Source organism: Candidatus Villigracilis vicinus (assembly GCF_016702885.1).
Taxonomy (GTDB): domain Bacteria; phylum Chloroflexota; class Anaerolineae; order Anaerolineales; family Villigracilaceae; genus Villigracilis; species Villigracilis vicinus.
Genome location: NZ_JADJDD010000016.1, coordinates 1 through 15,151, shown reverse-complemented (window position 1 = coordinate 15,151; position 15,151 = coordinate 1). Strand labels below are relative to the sequence as shown.

Below are 15,151 nucleotides of genomic sequence, written 5' to 3'. Positions count from 1 at the left end.
AAAAAAAGCAGGCGCACCCAATGGAGTGCGCCTGCTTGATTCTGGTTCCTGTTTAATTACACTGAAGCGTTTTGTCCGTAGAGTTGGTGACGAAGCGAGTCGATATCTTTTCGCACACGCCCTTCACCATTGTCATACTGGGTCTTGATCTTCTCGATGGCAGACATCACCGTGGAGTGATCGCGCCCGCCAAGCACTTCGCCGATCTGCGGGAAGGAGATTTTCGCTTCTTCACGCAAAAGATACATGGCGATCTGGCGTGGATGAGCCACTTCCTTGGTGCGGTCTCGCCCTAATAATTTCTCAACTGTCAATTTGTAATAGTCCGCCACTTCGGTGACGATGGTATCGGCTCCAATATCGCCGCGTGAGGGCATCAGGTCAGCAAGAGCCACTTCCACGAGATTCGGTGTGAGGGAGGCTCCACTCAAATCAGCATAGGCGATGATGCGGTTCAATGCACCTTCAAGCTCGCGAATATTGGACTGTACCCGCTTGGCAACGGTTTCGAGGATCTCATCAGAGATCAGGCGTCCAGTGCGTTCGGCTTTCGAACGCAGAATGGCAAGGCGAGTTTCAAGGTCAGGCGCTTGAATGTCGGCGGTTAACCCCCATTCAAAGCGGGAACGCAGACGTTCTTCAAGCGTAACCATGGACTTGGGAGGTCTATCAGATGAAACGATGATCTGCTTGTCCTGTCCATGCAGGGTGTTGAAGGTGTGGAAGAATTCTTCCTGCGTGGATTCCTTGCCTGCAATAAATTGAATATCATCGATCAACAGCACATCGGCAGATCGGTATTTCTCCCGGAATGCCTGAGTGGTATGCGTACGAATGGCAGCAATAAGGTCATTGGTAAATTCTTCGGAAGAAACGTAGAGAACGTTCAATCCGCTGGCGTGACATGCGTTGCCGATGGCATGTAAAAGGTGGGTTTTACCGAGCCCCACACCACCATACAGGAAAAGTGGGTTATATGCGCGGGCAGGTTTTTCTGCAACCGCCTGGCAAGCCGCATGCGCAAGCCGATTCCCTGAACCGACAACATAGGTATCGAACGTGTAACGGGGATTAAGCGTTACATGGCGGGGTTTTGGCTCAGGCGGGGTGATCTCTATGGAAGCAGGAGCAGATTCAATGTCTAAAGGAGAGGCGATTTCTTCCGTTTGGGAAACTATGAATTTTACAGAGACCTTTGAGTTTAAAGTATCGATCAAAAGCTTGTTAACTGTGACCGCAAGACGGCTATCGAGCCAGTCACGCGCATACGCATTGCGAACACTAACGGTTAACATCCCGTTTTCATAGCCAACGGGACGGGTATCGCGCACCCAAGTATCATAGGATGCGCGCGGCATATCCATTTGGAGTTGTGCAAGGACAGTCTGCCATGCTTGCTCAGCGTTCATAAACGTTCCTCAATGTGCAAATATTTTGTAAAAACAGTGTAGATGAACTAGCCCGCCTGTTTAGCGGCTTCAAAGCCATCTTTTTGGGATATTTCTTTCAGGGATTGCGGATGTTGTTCTTTCGGGCAAACATCCGTTATATCAGCGTAGTTGTATTCTAGCAGAACATTCGGATATGTAACAGTCGTTCAGCCTACGCTAAGTTAAAAAACTTGTTTTTTTTAAGATTACCTTATGTTAAAGAATCGCTTTGATTTCAAGAAGATATTCACTATTTCCTAGAACAGGCGTTTCAGGCAAGAGCACCGCTCCGCCTCCAAACACCCCCCATATATGGGTATCAGAGGTGCTTTTGGCATGGGCATGGCATACCTATCTTAAAGAATCATCAAGTACAACAGATCAAAATGAAAAAGCATGAACCTCGGGTTTTGGGGATTCAATTAACATTATTCAACGACTCGTATGTTTTATTGTTTTATTCCACGTGGAACCCATACAAGTACGGTCGTTCCTTCACCAGGAATGGATGAAATATCAATATCACCACCTGATGCATGCGCACGAGTATGCATGTTTGCCAATCCATGACCAATGAATGAAGACATTTGGGTGGTATCAAAACCTTTACCATCGTCATGGACCTCCATTAATGCGCGATCATCCGTTGTCCACAATGAAATTTGAACGGCTTTAGCCTTGGCATGCTTGGCGGCATTGGCTAATGACTCCTGACATATATGAAATAAAGCCAGGGATTGCGTCTGTGTGAGCTCTTTCATATCTGATTCAGGCGGCATAAAGTTGACTTCAGAGAAGGTATTGGCTCGATATTCGGCAATTAGGCGTTTAATTCCACTCATTAAGCCGTCGTTGCCAAGTTGACGCGGGCGAAGGTCGAGGATATAAGCACGAAGATCACGAATTGCCTGATTTAACCCGGCAATGGCATGATCAATCTTCTCCTTTGTGGCAATGGGGTCTTCATCTACAAGGTGTTTTGTGCCTTCCAATGCCAACCCAACCCCATAAATGGACTGGATAATGCCATCATGCAAGTCCATCCCAATGCGATTACGTTCTTCAAGCACAGCCAAACGCCGTGCATTGACGTGAAGACGGGCATTTTCGATCGAAAGCCCCGCCCACGCCCCTACTGCTGTCAGCATTTGGACACTACGTTCTTCAAAAGGTGTCTTGGAGCGGGAAGCGACGCTCATCACCCCCATGACATGCTCTCCAGAAACCAAAGGAATGCTCAATACTTGATGGAAACCAGCATTAACCACCGCTTCGCGCAAAAAATTGGGGTCGTTTATCAAGTCGGTACTGATTAGTGGACGGCAAGTCTGAGCCACAACTCCCGGGTACCCCTCGCCGACTCGAAAAATATTTTGAGTCCAGAAGGCTTCGGCAGCCTGACCTCGATGCAGCATCATGCGCAAGGTTGTCTTGTCTTCTTCCAGAAGGAAAATCTCTCCGGCTTCGACCTTCATATAGTTCATCACAAGCCCGAGGGTCTTGTTCAGAATCTCATCGAGCTCCAAGCTTGAGGTCAAAGTGGAGGCGATATCGTTCAGCAAGGTCATATCCACGTTGCGGCGGGTCAGTGCGGCATCACGCTCGGTCATCTTTTCAATGAGACGCGCGTTCGTGATGGCAGTAGCGGCATACGTCGCAAGCATCTGGATGATCATCTCATCGTCAGATGAGAATTCATCGCCATCCAACTTTTCAGTCAAGTAAATTTGACCGATCTGCCTATCCGTAGTCAGGATGGGAACACCCAAGAAAGAAACCATTTTAGGGTGATGAGCGGGGAACCCAATGGATTTGGGATGGTCTTGAATAACAGGGATACGCAAAGGAACCTCGGTATCCATCAATTCCCCCAATAGCCCAAGCCCAACCGGCGGATGCTCAATACGCTTGATGGCATCACGACTCATACCCACCGCAATGAATTTCTCCAGCTTCCCGTTGCTATCTTGAACCCCCAAAGCAGCATACCGCGAACCTGCTTGTTCACAAGCAGTAGAGGCGATGCGCTCCAGCAAGGTTTCGAGGGTGACCTCCTTAACCAGCTCAAGGCTGGCACGGTGCAGCGCAAAAAGACGTTCCTGTAACTGCTCTCTGGTTAGCAACATCCAAACTCCTCGACAAAATTATAACAAACTCTTGATATTTGATAGAATTTGGGAGTAAGTAAAAACTAAACTAGGAACTATTATGACAACCTCCCGAATTTCCGGTTTTTACAACATGACCATTGAAGAGCGCCGCCAAAAACTAGCGGACGCCGCGGCTCTTACCCCGCCCGATCTTGGCGCGTGGACCTCAGGCGGAATCTCCGCCGAAGCCGCTGACCACATGATTGAAAACGTGGTCGGCATGCACAGCCTGCCGTTGGGCATCGCCTTGAACTTCATGGTAAACGGTAAAGACGTACTCGTGCCCATGACGCTTGAAGAACCGTCTGTCGTGGCGGGCGCATCGTTCATGGCAAAGCTTGCCCGTGCCGGCGGCGGATACCAAGCCACCACTACCGACCCGCTCATGATCGGACAGATGCAGGTCATCAACGTCACCAATCTCAATGAAGCAAAGCTAAAGATATACGAAAAGAAAGCCGAGTTGCTCGCCGAAGCGGACTCGATTGATCCCATCCTCAAAAAATTTGGCGGCGGCGCAAGAGACTTGGAAGTGCGCATCTTCAACGACTCGCCCATTGGCGGATTTCTCGTTGTTCATCTCATTTATGACGTCCGTGATGCAATGGGCGCGAATGCAGTCAACACCGCTTGCGAAAGACTCGCCCCGAAGATCGAAGCTATCACAGGCGGAAAAGTTCATTTGCGCATTCTCTCCAACTTAGCAGACCGACGCATTGCCCGCGCACGTTGCACCATCCCTGTGAAATCATTGGCGTTCGATAATTTTTCCGGCGAACAAGTGCGAGACGGAATCATCGCTGCCTACGCCTTCGCCGCTGTGGACCCATACCGCGCCGCCACTCACAATAAAGGCATTATGAACGGCGTGGACTCTGTCGTCATCGCCACTGGCAACGACTGGCGCGCCATTGAAGCAGGCGCTCACGCCTACGCCGTGAAAAATGGACATTACACCTCCCTCTCCACCTGGGGCAAAGACAGTGAAGGCAACCTCGTCGGCACGCTCGAAATGCCGATGGCAGTCGGCATCGTCGGCGGGGCGACCAAGGTTCACCCGGCGGCACAGGCGGCGGTCAAACTTATGGGCGTGAAAACTGCGAGCGAGCTGGCTGAGATCATCGTCTCGGTTGGCTTGGCACAGAATATGGCAGCCTTGCGCGCCCTCGCCACCGAAGGCATTCAACGCGGACATATGTCGCTGCATGCCCGTCAAGTTGCGATTGCGGCTGGTGCGACTGGCGAGTTGGTTGAAAAGGTCGCGGCGCAGATGGTGGTGGAGAAGGTTGTGAGAATTGATAGGGCGGAAGAAATTTTGAAATCACTATAATTTAATGTCATCCTGAGCGATAGCGACACATGCACCGCGCTGCGGATGCAGTGCGGTGAGGATCTCTACCACTGCATGGAGTCTTGCTAATCTAAGGTAGAGACCCTTCGGTCGCAAAGAGCGCGCTTCCTCAGGGTGACAAACGGAGACCAACATGGATATCGAAGCCTTAATTGAATTCACTCAAAGAATCGTCCGCCAGCAGAGTTTGTCTGGAGAAGAAGGCGCGGTCACGCAGATCGTCGTGGACGAGATGAACGCTCTCGGCTTCGATAAGGTTTGGGTCGACAAATACGGTTCCGCCGTGGGAATGATCCGCGGGGCGCAAGCGGGGAAGACTCTGCTTTTTGATGCGCACACCGATACGGTGGGAATCGCTCCCGGGTCCGTCTGGACTCGCGCCCCTTTCGGCGCCGAAGTCACGGACACTCACATGTACGGGCGCGGTGTGATGGACATGAAAGGCTCGCTCGCGGCGATGATCCATGCGGCGGCGAGTATAGATAGAAGCAAACTCGCGGGCGCGGTGGTCATCTCCGCTTCGGTGATGGAAGAAGTGTACGAAGGCGGCGCGCTCAAAGCCGTGATGGATGAGGTCAAGCCGGATTATGTTGTCATCGGCGAAGCGACCCAACTCAATGTTGCTAGAGGCGGGCGCGGACGGGCGGAGATTCATCTCGAAGCGATCGGCAAGCCTGCCCATTCATCGTCACCACAGTTAGGCGTGAACGCTGTGCATCTGATGACAAAGGTCATCGCTGAAGTGGAAAAGGTGAAATTGGGCGAACATCCACTGATGGGTCCCGCCATCCTTGCGTTGACCGATATTATCTCGGAGCCGTATCCCGGTTATTCGGTGATTCCCGCGCTCTGCAAAGTGACCTACGATCGCCGTCTCTTGCCAGGCGAAACACCTGAAGGTGTATTGAATGAAATTACTTCTTTGCCTGCGTTGAAGGATGTAAATTTCAAAGCGAAGATCGCGCAAAGTGACCACGTCACTTATACAGGCGAAACCTTGACCGCGAATAAATTCTTCCCAGCTTGGGAACTGAATGAAGACGATGAATTTTTACAAAAAGCATTGAAGGGACTGCGCGCCTCCGGTCTGGATCCGAAACTGGGTGCCTACCGATTCTGTACCAACGCCGCGTACAGCATCGGCACAGCGGGCGTGCCAACCATTGGCTTTGGTCCCGGCGCGGAAGGGGATGCGCACGTGGTGGATGAACAACTCAGCCTCGATGAACTTGTGAAGACGGCGCGAGGGTATGCGGGGATTATAGAGTCGGTGTTGGGTAAGTAGTAATTGGTAAGTGGTGATTATTAAAATGAAAGAGGAAAGATGAAAGACGACTCTGTTATCTGGCAAACCCGTCACTTTGTTTACTCGCACATCGCAGATACCACCCGCCCACCCAGTGTGGATGAAACCGCTGCGCATTTTGGTATTTCAACAGAAGAAGCCAGTGAACTTTTTAAAGAACTTCATAACCGCCACGCCGTGTTTCTCGATTTTGACAAAATGGCTATCCGCATGGCAAATCCGTTCTCGGGGATTCCAACTGATTTCAAAGTCCATGCCAATGGCAAGACCTACTTTGCCAACTGTGCCTGGGACATGCTCGGTATTCCTGCGGCATTACACTGTGACGCGGTGATTGACGCGGTATTTACAGAGAGCAACGAGTCGGTTCAATTGGAAGTAAAGGACGGCAAGGTTACAAATGGTGACTTGCTTGTTCACTTTCCACTTGCCTTCTCACAATGGTACGATGACCTGGTCTTTACCTGAGCGACGATGCTTCTCTTCCGGTCGGAAGAATGGGTAGACAAATGGTGCAAACGAAATAACCTCGAACGCGGAGAGATGCTGTCGATTCAGCAGGTTTGGGAGCTTTCCAAACTCTGGTACGGCAATCGTATGTCGCTTGAGTATCATGGACGTAGTATGGAACAAGTTGCAGAGATTTTTAAACAGGCTGGGTTGATGTCGAAATTTTGGTATTTATAAAGGACCTACAATGAGAATCCTTGTCTTATCCGATGTTCATGGAAATTGTCTGGCGCTCGAAACTGTCTTGGCAGATGCGAAAAAGAAAGGGTTCGATCAGATCATTTGCAATGGCGACATGATCCAGGGTGGACCTCAACCACATGAGACCGTTCAACTTTTGCGTGAAATGAAAAGTCCCGTAGTGATGGGTAATTCTGATGCATGGCTATTAACCGGAGAAGAAACCGATGCAGATTCGATCTCAGAAGAACGCCGCAAGAAACTGGACACTGTCCGCGAGTGGTCTTTGAGCAAACTAAACAAAGATGATTGTGTATTCATTGAATCATTTCAAGCAACGGTGAGCATTGATTTAGGGAACGGCAAAAGCCTGCTTGCCTTTCACGGCTCCCCCACATCCTTCGACCAGGTCCTCCTGCCATCCACTTCTGAGGAAGAGTACCAAGAAGTTTTCAAACCGTATTCAGATCATATCCTCACCGGCGGGCATGTCCACTTGCAATATACCCGTCGCCTGCGAGACAGCCAAAATTTTTATTTCAACCCAGGCAGCGTCGGTGTTGCATACAACCACGATCAGACCGGTGAACAAAAACTACTCGACCCTTGGGCAGAATATGCCCTACTAACCATCGATAAATCGAACGTGCAACTGGAATTCATCCGCGTCGCTTTGGACATGGACAAGATGGCTGATGTGTATCGTTCAAGCAGCAGACCCTTTGCGGGCGAGGCGATGGCACAATATAAATCTTATGCGTAGCAGATTGCTGTGACACGAAAATTTCGTCGGATTAAAATTTCCCAGCATAGGCATACAACTCCAAAGTATTTATGAGCACAACCATCATTAGCATAATATTGGGAATCGGTGGCATGCTTGGTTGGGGAATCTATGATTTCCTGGGCGGCGTTTTTTCCAAGCAAATCGGGTCGTTCAAGTCTTTGTTCTGGTCACAGTTAGCGGGATTAATATCCATTCTGTTACTTGCTTTTGCTCTTAAAACAACATTCGACATTCCCTTTCTGGCTATCGCTTTGTCACCGCTTGCATCCATCGTCTATTCGGCGGGATATTTATTCTTCTTCAAAGGTTTTGAGAAAGGCAACGTCTCGATCATTGCCGCGACCATGAACCTGTGGGCAGTCTTCACCATGTCCTTCGCCTTCCTCTTTATGGGACAGCGTTTGAGCACAACCCAAACCATCGGCGTATTCTTGATCCTCTCCGGCGCGACGCTTGCCGCCATTGATTGGAAGAGCATCAATAAGCAGGGATTTCAGCTTTCATTGGGTGTACGCGAAGCGATTCTGGGAGCATTTTTCTTTGGAGTGTTTTGGAACATTAGCGAAATCGTTTCTGAAGAGATCGGCTGGCTTTTGTCCACAATACTGACTAAACTTGGCATCATAATTTTCTTGTTGGGTTTTTCTCTTTTTGCAAAGCAAGAAATTGGACTGACGAACATTCCAACGAAAACAAAATACGCGGTTTTGTTGATGGGAATCATCGAAGTCAGCGCCGTGGCTCTCGTGAATTACGGCTTGACCATTGGAGATGCCATCTTGATCACGCCCATCGCCTCGGCTCTGTCCATTGTGACCATTGCACTGGCGGTCATCTTCCTAAAAGATAAACTTTCAAAACTTCAATTGATCGGGGTTGTCATTGCCATTCTTGGCATTGTCGCAACCGCATTTTAGAAACGGAAAATTTTCATGGCATTAGTTATCTTCGATTATGACGGCGTCCTGGCAGACACGCTCGACGACTTGATCCGCTTCGGGCAGGAAGCCTGCGACCAATTAGGCGTCAAGCATGTGGTGACAAAAGACGATTTGAGCAACCTTGAAGTCATGTCTTTTGCTACCTATGGGCGAGCCTGTGAAGTACCTGAGCATCTCATAGATGAGTTCGTTAAAATCAGCTTGAGACTCTTCGCAGAAAAAGCATCCCCACCCGCTATCTTCGATGGAGTGAGCGAAGTAATTCAGCATTTTTCCACCAACCATAAGATCGCCATCGTAACCACAAATTCATCGCAAAACGTGCATGCCTTCCTCACCCAACACGGACTGGACAGTCTCATCCATGCCGTTTACGGTGTGGACACGCCCGGCTCAAAAGCACAGAAAATATCCATTGCACGGGAGCGATTTGTACAAAACGGAGAAGCGGTCTTTATGATCGGTGATGCGTTGAGTGACATCCGCGCCGCGAAGGAGGCTGGGGTGACTAGTATTGCTGTCACATGGGGGCATCAGGGTTTGGAGACTCTAATAAAGGGTAAACCAGAATATGTGGTTAACTCTCCGCATGAATTGATTGGGGTTATTGAGCGGTAAAATAACAAGATAGCTTTTGCAAGCCCTCACCTACTACAATCCTCCTACGTATTCAGGAAAAACAAATGACAACTCCTCAACCCTCCCCTACCTTACTCAAACCCATCAAACCCGTTGGCATTGTCGGCTATGGCTCGTATGTGCCGCGCTTCCGTCTGCCTGCCAAGGAGGTCGCCCGCGTGTGGACGGGCAAGACCAGCGGACTTCCCATCAAAGAAAAAGCCGTGCCAGGGTTGGACGAAGATGTCATCACCATGTCAATAGAAGCGGCGCGAAATGCAATGATGCGTGCCCAGATCGACCCGACCGAACTGCGCGCGGTATGGGTCGGCTCCGAGTCACATCCGTATGCGGTCAAGCCAACGTCAACTCTCGTTGCTGAGGCGATTGGAGCTGTCCCGAACACGCAGGCTGCAGATTGGGAATTCGCTTGTAAGGCAGGCACTGAGGCGCTCGTCGCAGCAATGGGTCTGGTCGGCTCGGGCATGGGTCACTATGCGATGGCGATTGGCATGGATACGGCACAAGGCAAACCCGGCGACGCGCTCGAATACACCGCAGGCGCGGGCGGCGGCGCGTACATTGTCGGTCCCGCCGAAGAGTCTTTGGCAACCATCAATGCTTCGTACTCCTACGTCACCGATACGCCTGATTTCTGGCGACGCGAATATCAGAAATATCCCGAACACGGCATGCGCTTCACCGGCGAACCGGCGTATTTCAAACACGTCACCGAAGCTGCCACACATCTCATGGAAGCATCCGGCACCACCGCCAAAGATTACAAGTGGGCGGTCTTCCATCAACCCAACACTAAATTCCCGCAGCGTGTGGCGGGTCAACTTGGCTTTTCGATGGATCAGATCGAGCCCGGTCTGCTCGTGCCGATTATTGGAAATACCTACGCAGGCGCGGCGATGATCGGACTCACTGCGACTCTCGACATCGCCCAACCCGGTGACCGAATCCTCATCGTCTCTTTCGGCTCCGGTGCCGGGTCCGATGCCTTCGACATTACCGTCACTGATAAAGCTCCTGCCAGACAAAACCTCGCCACGAAGACTCGTGAATACATTGCCCGTCGCACCGAAATTGATTACGCGACCTATGTGCGCTTCCGTGGCAAGTTGGCGATGAAGTAAAAAAATAATCCGTCATTGCGAGGGCGCTCTTGTTCTTCGCCCGAAGCAATCTCATGACCTAATCATTAGATTGCTTCGTCGGGAAGAGCACCCTCCTCGCAATGACGAGGAGACCCCATGGCATTCTTCGACCTTTCTCTCGACGAACTAAAAAAATACAAACCCGCCCGCAGCGAGCCCGCAGACTTTGACTCGTTTTGGGCAAACACCCTCGCCGAAGCACGAACATTCCCACTGAACGCAAAATTTGAAAAAGTGGATTATGGTCTCGTTGCGCAAGAAACGTTTGACGTGACGTTCAATGGCTTTGGTGGTCAACCCGTCAAAGGCTGGTTGATCCTGCCAGCTGTAAGGGCACGTCGCGACGTACCCTTACCGGTTGTGGTGGAATACATCGGCTATGGCGGCGGACGTCAATTCGGCTTCAACTGGCTGCTTTGGGCAAGTGCGGGTTACGCTCATTTCGTCATGGATACGCGCGGACAAGGCAGTACCTGGTCTGCGGGCGATACCCCTGACCTGTATGGTGACGGCGGTAATGCGCACTTCCCCGGCAGCATGACCAAAGGGATTCTCGACCCGCAACACTATTACTATCGACGAGTGTTCACAGATGCAGTGAGAGCCGTCGAAGCAGCAACCAGCCATCCCGAAGTAGATGAAGCGCGAGTCGCGGTGACGGGCGGCTCGCAAGGCGGAGGCATCTCCATCGCCGCGGCAGGGCTCGTTCCCAACGTCAAAGTTGCCATGCCCGATGTGCCGTTCTTATGTCACTATCGCCGTGCGACTGAAATTAGTGATGCGTATCCTTACAAAGAGATCGGCGAATATTGCCATGTTCATCGCGACAAGATCGAGACGGTCTTCAACACGCTTTCGTATTTCGACGGGGTCAACTTCTCTGTCCGTGCCAAAGCGCAGACCTTATTCTCAGTGGCGCTCATGGATCAAGTCTGCCCGCCATCGACAGTCTATGCAGCATACAACCATTGGACTGGAGAAAAAGATATTAAGACCTACACTTATAACGGTCACGAAGGCGGACAAAGTTTTCATGACCTGGAAAAATTGAAATTCTTAAAAACTATTTGGGAATAATCGGAGAAATATGTTGTCAGAAACTGTAAGACTCGAAAAACTACGCCAGAAGATCGAAGACCTGAGAGAAAAATCAGGCGACCGCGCAAATTACATTGATTATGGCAAACCCAACCCGGCACAGTTGAAGGAAGCTGAGGACACCCTCAAGAAACTCGATGTTGAGATCAACGCCGGGTTAGCTGAATTAAAACAGCTTCTTGATACCCTGCGCAAGCAACAACCGCAAGTTATCGAGGAATGGGTCAAGTACCATGTCAGCCTGCTGGAAACGGTCGTCGCTGAAATATCGACGGATAGGAATGCAGGCACTCGCAAGTATGTGGCAAAAGAAACGATCGGGGAATGGAATAAGATGCTTGCAGGTGAAGTGGACTACGTCAATATCAATGGCGGTTTTCTAAAAGACTATAAAATGCACGTCCGCTCGATCAATGAGAATTCAAAGGTCGGCGAAGTCATTAAAGGAATGAAAACTTCGAGCCAGGCGAACGCAAAAGGCAAAGCCTGGTGGCAATTCTGGAATTAAACACATAAAGGATTCGCTCACAACATGACAGAAGTCGTTATTGCAGGAATAGGACAAACCGAAGTTGGCGAACATTGGGATATTGGTCTACGTGACCTAGCCTATGCCGCCATCCACGATGCGATCGAAGATGCAGGCGGGCTCAAACCGCAGTCGCTGTTCGTGGGCAATATGCTCGCGCCGAATCTTTCACGTCAGGCACACGTCGGCGTGTTGATTGCGGATTATGCCGGGTTGAATGGTATCGAAGCCGTGACCGTTGAAGCGGCAGGAGCGTCCGGCGGAGCAGCGCTGCGCCAGGGCTATCTCGCCGTTGCCAGCGGATTTGTGGATGTGGCTCTCGTGGTGGGCGTGGAAAAATTTACAGACAAAGTCGGCGCCGGTGTGGATGAAGCCCTCGCCACTGCATCGGACTCAGATTATGAAGCCGTACAAGGTATGACTCCCGCCGCCCAAGCTGCGTTGCTAATGAAGCGTTACATGCATGAATATGAAGTCCCTGCCGATGGGTTCGCAGGATTTGCACTTACGGCACATGCCAATGGTGTGGCGAATAAGAACGCCATGTTCCGCAAAGCCATCAAAGCAGAGACATACGCCAAAGCTGAGATGGTCAGCGACCCGCTCAATATGTTTGATATGGCACCCAATGCGGATGGCGCTGCCGCGCTCGTTCTGACTCGCCGTGAGCTGCTTCCGTCCAGTTGGAAGAGTCCACTCGTAAAGATCGCTGGCTCGGCGGCATCGTCTGATACGCTGGCGTTACACGACCGCAAGGACATGCTGTACTTCGACACCGCGCAACTTTCGGCGGGCAAAGCCATGAAACAAGTTGGTTTAACCTTGGATGGCATTGACTTCTTTGAATATCATGATGCCTTCAGCATTTATGCGGCACTGCAATTGGAAGCCGTGGGATTTGCGATCAAAGGAAAAGGCTGGAAGCTCGCCGCAGATGGCGCGATCGGTCTGAAAGGAAGTATCCCCTGCGCAACCATGGGTGGAATGAAAGCCCGCGGATTCCCCGGCGGGGCTGCCGGTGTGTACCAAGCCGTCGAAGCGGCGATACAGTTACGAGGTCAGGCTGAGGCGAACCAAATTAAGGATGCGAAGTTCGGGTTGATCCAGTCGCTGGGCGGTCCCGCCTCCACGGCAGTGAGTCATATCTTGCAGAGACTGGATTAGACGATGGACGATTGACCGTGGACGATGCCGTTCACGGTCTTTTTATTTGCGAGAGATAGGAATCTGCGAAGTCGTTTTCAAAGCCGAAGAAGGTATAGAACTGCGCAATGGGTTGAGTGACTTCGAACAGGAGGGAGATGGCAGGCTCTTTGTGACTGTAGTAACGTGAGCGCCATCCAAGAGTTGATTTAGGGTCGGCGCGGAGGATAGAGAGTTTGCCTGTGCCATTCGTTAGCCCGGTTTGAATTTTGTATGTGCTCGCTTCATATTTCAGGTGAAGCGAGTTTTTATTTTGGGAAAACGGCACATCATTCAATAGCCAGTGCAGGGTGTAGTGATGCGACTCATTCGCTTCGAGGTCGTCGATGATCAGCCACCTGTCCCCTTCCAATGCCATGACCGTGCGTTTGTGGCGGACGGGTTTATAGCCATTATGTTCGCCTTGCCAAAGGTTTTCGGTGTGCTTGATAACTTTGCCCTTCGCCCAATTCGTCCATGTGAAGCGGCTGACCAGGGTCATTTGGTCTTTGCCGTCCACAGTGACGGTGTTGTGCGCGGAGGTGAGCCAATCCATTGCGCCAGATACCCTCACCGGAGTAGAGATAGGTTCCGGCGTCGATGGCGATGTTGTCGCTACCCATCCACAAGTCCATGTGGAGTTGGTCGGCGTGGGAGGGGCGGGAGGTGAAGTCGGTACAGCGCAGGATGGCGCGGGAGTTGGTGTTGTGAAGGATATAGGTACCGCCTTGGGGGAAATTCCCCCTCACCCGTCCTTCGGACACCCTCTCCCGTTGGGAGAGGGATTCAATGCCGCATAACCAATATACATCCTCGTCCCAAACGCCTGCGTCAAACATGGGTTGACCGGTGGAGATGACCGAGCCTAATTGCAGCAGCGGACGATAGTCGGCAAAGTCACAGTTATTGAGAGGCAAGACTAATGCACCGTCGTTCGAGCCGTAGACGGGCATATGTCCGGTAATAGGGTCAATGAGTTGTGAGAGGAATTGGATGGAGTTGGCTACAGATATTTTCAATTCATCCGAAAACCCTATTCCGTCATTGCGAGGGTGGTGCTCTCCCGCCCGAAGCAATCTCATGAGCAGACTGGGAGATTGCTTCGTCACAAAGGGCAAAAGCGCGGCTCGCAATGACGGATTATCGTGGTTAAGTTCTCCAAGTTGAACAGCGTAGAGATAAAGATGCAAAATGAAGCGATGGTAGTTGAGAGAGTACATAGAATAACTGCCATCGGGGAAGATTTGTTTGGCGGCTTCCTCTTCGAGCAGACGTTTGCCGAGGTTGAAATATTTTTCGGCATCTTTTAGTTCAGGGAATAGCAAACCAACCATCCACAGACCGAAGGCTTCGCTGATGGTGTGGTTGCTGCGGGTGGAGATGGCGTAGCCGATGTTGGCGTGAATCCGTTCGGCTTGGGCGGCGACGAGTTGGGTAAATTGTGAAATACGCTCAGATGTGGCGGATGGAGAATGGATAAAGGTGTAGAAGCCGAAGGTCCATGCCATGAGGCGGAGGGCGATCTCTTGTCCGTCTTTCCAGTTGGCGCCGGTGTTGGGGGGATTGTGTTCCGCCCAGTCTTGGATGAGTTGCCAGAAGGCTTGGGGGTATTTTTCGTCTTGGGTGATTCCGTAGGCGCGGACGAGGGTGTAGACGAAGGCGAAGCGGTTCGGTTCCCAGATGAATTTGATGTCGGTTGCGGAGTCGTCGGAGATTTGGGACCAGTGTTTAGTCATGTCATTCTGAGGGAGCGTTCTTCGCGACCGAAGAATCTCTGAGGATGTTGGTAGAGATCCTTCGCTATCGCTCAGGATGACATCATTCCAATTAGGTGGAAAGTCGGTTTTGCGATATTCATGGGAGAAGTATTTGAGTTCGCCATTGAGAAGTTTGTTTGCTTCTTCGA

Annotated in this window: 13 protein-coding genes and 1 pseudogene; 11 read left to right on the top strand and 3 right to left on the bottom strand. The window is 51.0% G+C overall.

Annotation, left to right across the window (positions count from 1 at the left end; all coding sequences use genetic code 11):
• Nucleotides 1-56 precede the first annotated feature (56 nt).
• Nucleotides 57-1,409, bottom strand: coding sequence for a chromosomal replication initiator protein DnaA (gene dnaA, locus IPG80_RS13115; protein WP_345107560.1), 1,353 nt, complete (start codon nt 1,407-1,409; stop codon nt 57-59).
• Between the two features lie 470 nt (nt 1,410-1,879).
• Nucleotides 1,880-3,556 carry a GAF domain-containing protein gene (locus IPG80_RS13110; RefSeq protein WP_345107558.1) on the bottom strand — a complete coding sequence of 559 codons (1,677 nt, stop codon included), beginning with the start codon at nt 3,554-3,556 and terminating at the stop codon, nt 1,880-1,882.
• An 82-nt stretch (nt 3,557-3,638) separates the two neighbouring features.
• Between IPG80_RS13110 and IPG80_RS13105 the strand changes: the two genes are divergently transcribed.
• From IPG80_RS13105 to IPG80_RS13055, 11 genes are all read left to right on the top strand, one after another.
• Nucleotides 3,639-4,910 carry a hydroxymethylglutaryl-CoA reductase, degradative gene (locus IPG80_RS13105; protein ID WP_345107556.1) on the top strand — a complete coding sequence of 424 codons (1,272 nt, stop codon included), beginning with the start codon at nt 3,639-3,641 and terminating at the stop codon, nt 4,908-4,910.
• A 154-nt stretch (nt 4,911-5,064) separates the two neighbouring features.
• Nucleotides 5,065-6,216, top strand: coding sequence for a YgeY family selenium metabolism-linked hydrolase (locus tag IPG80_RS13100; protein ID WP_345107555.1), 1,152 nt, complete (start codon nt 5,065-5,067; stop codon nt 6,214-6,216).
• Nucleotides 6,217-6,255: 39 nt separating this feature from the next.
• Complete coding sequence (merB, locus tag IPG80_RS13095; RefSeq protein WP_345107553.1) at nt 6,256-6,705, top strand: organomercurial lyase; 450 nt, start codon at nt 6,256-6,258, stop codon at nt 6,703-6,705.
• 6 nt (nt 6,706-6,711) lie between these two features.
• Nucleotides 6,712-6,924: a hypothetical protein gene (locus tag IPG80_RS13090; RefSeq protein WP_345107551.1), complete on the top strand. Its 213-nt coding sequence runs from the start codon at nt 6,712-6,714 to the stop codon at nt 6,922-6,924.
• Nucleotides 6,925-6,934: 10 nt separating this feature from the next.
• The gene (locus IPG80_RS13085) at nt 6,935-7,690 is read left to right on the top strand and encodes a metallophosphoesterase family protein (RefSeq protein WP_345107550.1); all 756 of its coding nucleotides are present in this window, start codon (nt 6,935-6,937) and stop codon (nt 7,688-7,690) included.
• 71 nt (nt 7,691-7,761) lie between these two features.
• Complete coding sequence (locus IPG80_RS13080) at nt 7,762-8,631, top strand: DMT family transporter (RefSeq protein WP_345107548.1); 870 nt, start codon at nt 7,762-7,764, stop codon at nt 8,629-8,631.
• Between the two features lie 15 nt (nt 8,632-8,646).
• Complete coding sequence (locus tag IPG80_RS13075) at nt 8,647-9,273, top strand: HAD family hydrolase (protein WP_345107546.1); 627 nt, start codon at nt 8,647-8,649, stop codon at nt 9,271-9,273.
• 65 nt (nt 9,274-9,338) lie between these two features.
• A complete protein-coding gene (locus IPG80_RS13070) occupies nt 9,339-10,415 on the top strand; it encodes a hydroxymethylglutaryl-CoA synthase (RefSeq protein ID WP_345107544.1) in 1,077 nt (358 codons plus the stop codon).
• 117 nt (nt 10,416-10,532) lie between these two features.
• Nucleotides 10,533-11,513, top strand: coding sequence for an acetylxylan esterase (locus IPG80_RS13065; RefSeq protein WP_345107542.1), 981 nt, complete (start codon nt 10,533-10,535; stop codon nt 11,511-11,513).
• A 10-nt stretch (nt 11,514-11,523) separates the two neighbouring features.
• Nucleotides 11,524-12,042, top strand: coding sequence for a hypothetical protein (locus IPG80_RS13060; protein ID WP_345107541.1), 519 nt, complete (start codon nt 11,524-11,526; stop codon nt 12,040-12,042).
• A gap of 24 nt (nt 12,043-12,066) precedes the next feature.
• Nucleotides 12,067-13,227: a thiolase domain-containing protein gene (locus tag IPG80_RS13055; RefSeq protein WP_345107539.1), complete on the top strand. Its 1,161-nt coding sequence runs from the start codon at nt 12,067-12,069 to the stop codon at nt 13,225-13,227.
• 31 nt (nt 13,228-13,258) lie between these two features.
• Here the strand turns inward: IPG80_RS13055 and IPG80_RS13050 are convergent.
• A pseudogene (locus IPG80_RS13050) lies at nt 13,259-14,981 on the bottom strand (alginate lyase family protein).
• Between the last annotated feature and the right edge of the window lie 170 nt (nt 14,982-15,151).

What these genes read in the sequence shown, in the direction of transcription:
- IPG80_RS13090 (WP_345107551.1), top strand. Translation starts at nt 6,712, where the DNA reads ATGCTTCTCTTCCGGTCGGAAGAATGGGTAGACAAATGGTGCAAACGA.
- IPG80_RS13105 (WP_345107556.1), top strand. Translation starts at nt 3,639, where the DNA reads ATGACAACCTCCCGAATTTCCGGTTTTTACAACATGACCATTGAAGAG.
- IPG80_RS13100 (WP_345107555.1), top strand. Translation starts at nt 5,065, where the DNA reads ATGGATATCGAAGCCTTAATTGAATTCACTCAAAGAATCGTCCGCCAG.
- IPG80_RS13060 (WP_345107541.1), top strand. Translation starts at nt 11,524, where the DNA reads ATGTTGTCAGAAACTGTAAGACTCGAAAAACTACGCCAGAAGATCGAA.
- IPG80_RS13085 (WP_345107550.1), top strand. Translation starts at nt 6,935, where the DNA reads ATGAGAATCCTTGTCTTATCCGATGTTCATGGAAATTGTCTGGCGCTC.
- IPG80_RS13110 (WP_345107558.1), bottom strand. Translation starts at nt 3,556, where the DNA reads ATGTTGCTAACCAGAGAGCAGTTACAGGAACGTCTTTTTGCGCTGCAC.
- merB (WP_345107553.1), top strand. Translation starts at nt 6,256, where the DNA reads ATGAAAGACGACTCTGTTATCTGGCAAACCCGTCACTTTGTTTACTCG.
- dnaA (WP_345107560.1), bottom strand. Translation starts at nt 1,409, where the DNA reads ATGAACGCTGAGCAAGCATGGCAGACTGTCCTTGCACAACTCCAAATG.
- IPG80_RS13065 (WP_345107542.1), top strand. Translation starts at nt 10,533, where the DNA reads ATGGCATTCTTCGACCTTTCTCTCGACGAACTAAAAAAATACAAACCC.
- IPG80_RS13070 (WP_345107544.1), top strand. Translation starts at nt 9,339, where the DNA reads ATGACAACTCCTCAACCCTCCCCTACCTTACTCAAACCCATCAAACCC.
- IPG80_RS13075 (WP_345107546.1), top strand. Translation starts at nt 8,647, where the DNA reads ATGGCATTAGTTATCTTCGATTATGACGGCGTCCTGGCAGACACGCTC.
- IPG80_RS13055 (WP_345107539.1), top strand. Translation starts at nt 12,067, where the DNA reads ATGACAGAAGTCGTTATTGCAGGAATAGGACAAACCGAAGTTGGCGAA.
- IPG80_RS13080 (WP_345107548.1), top strand. Translation starts at nt 7,762, where the DNA reads ATGAGCACAACCATCATTAGCATAATATTGGGAATCGGTGGCATGCTT.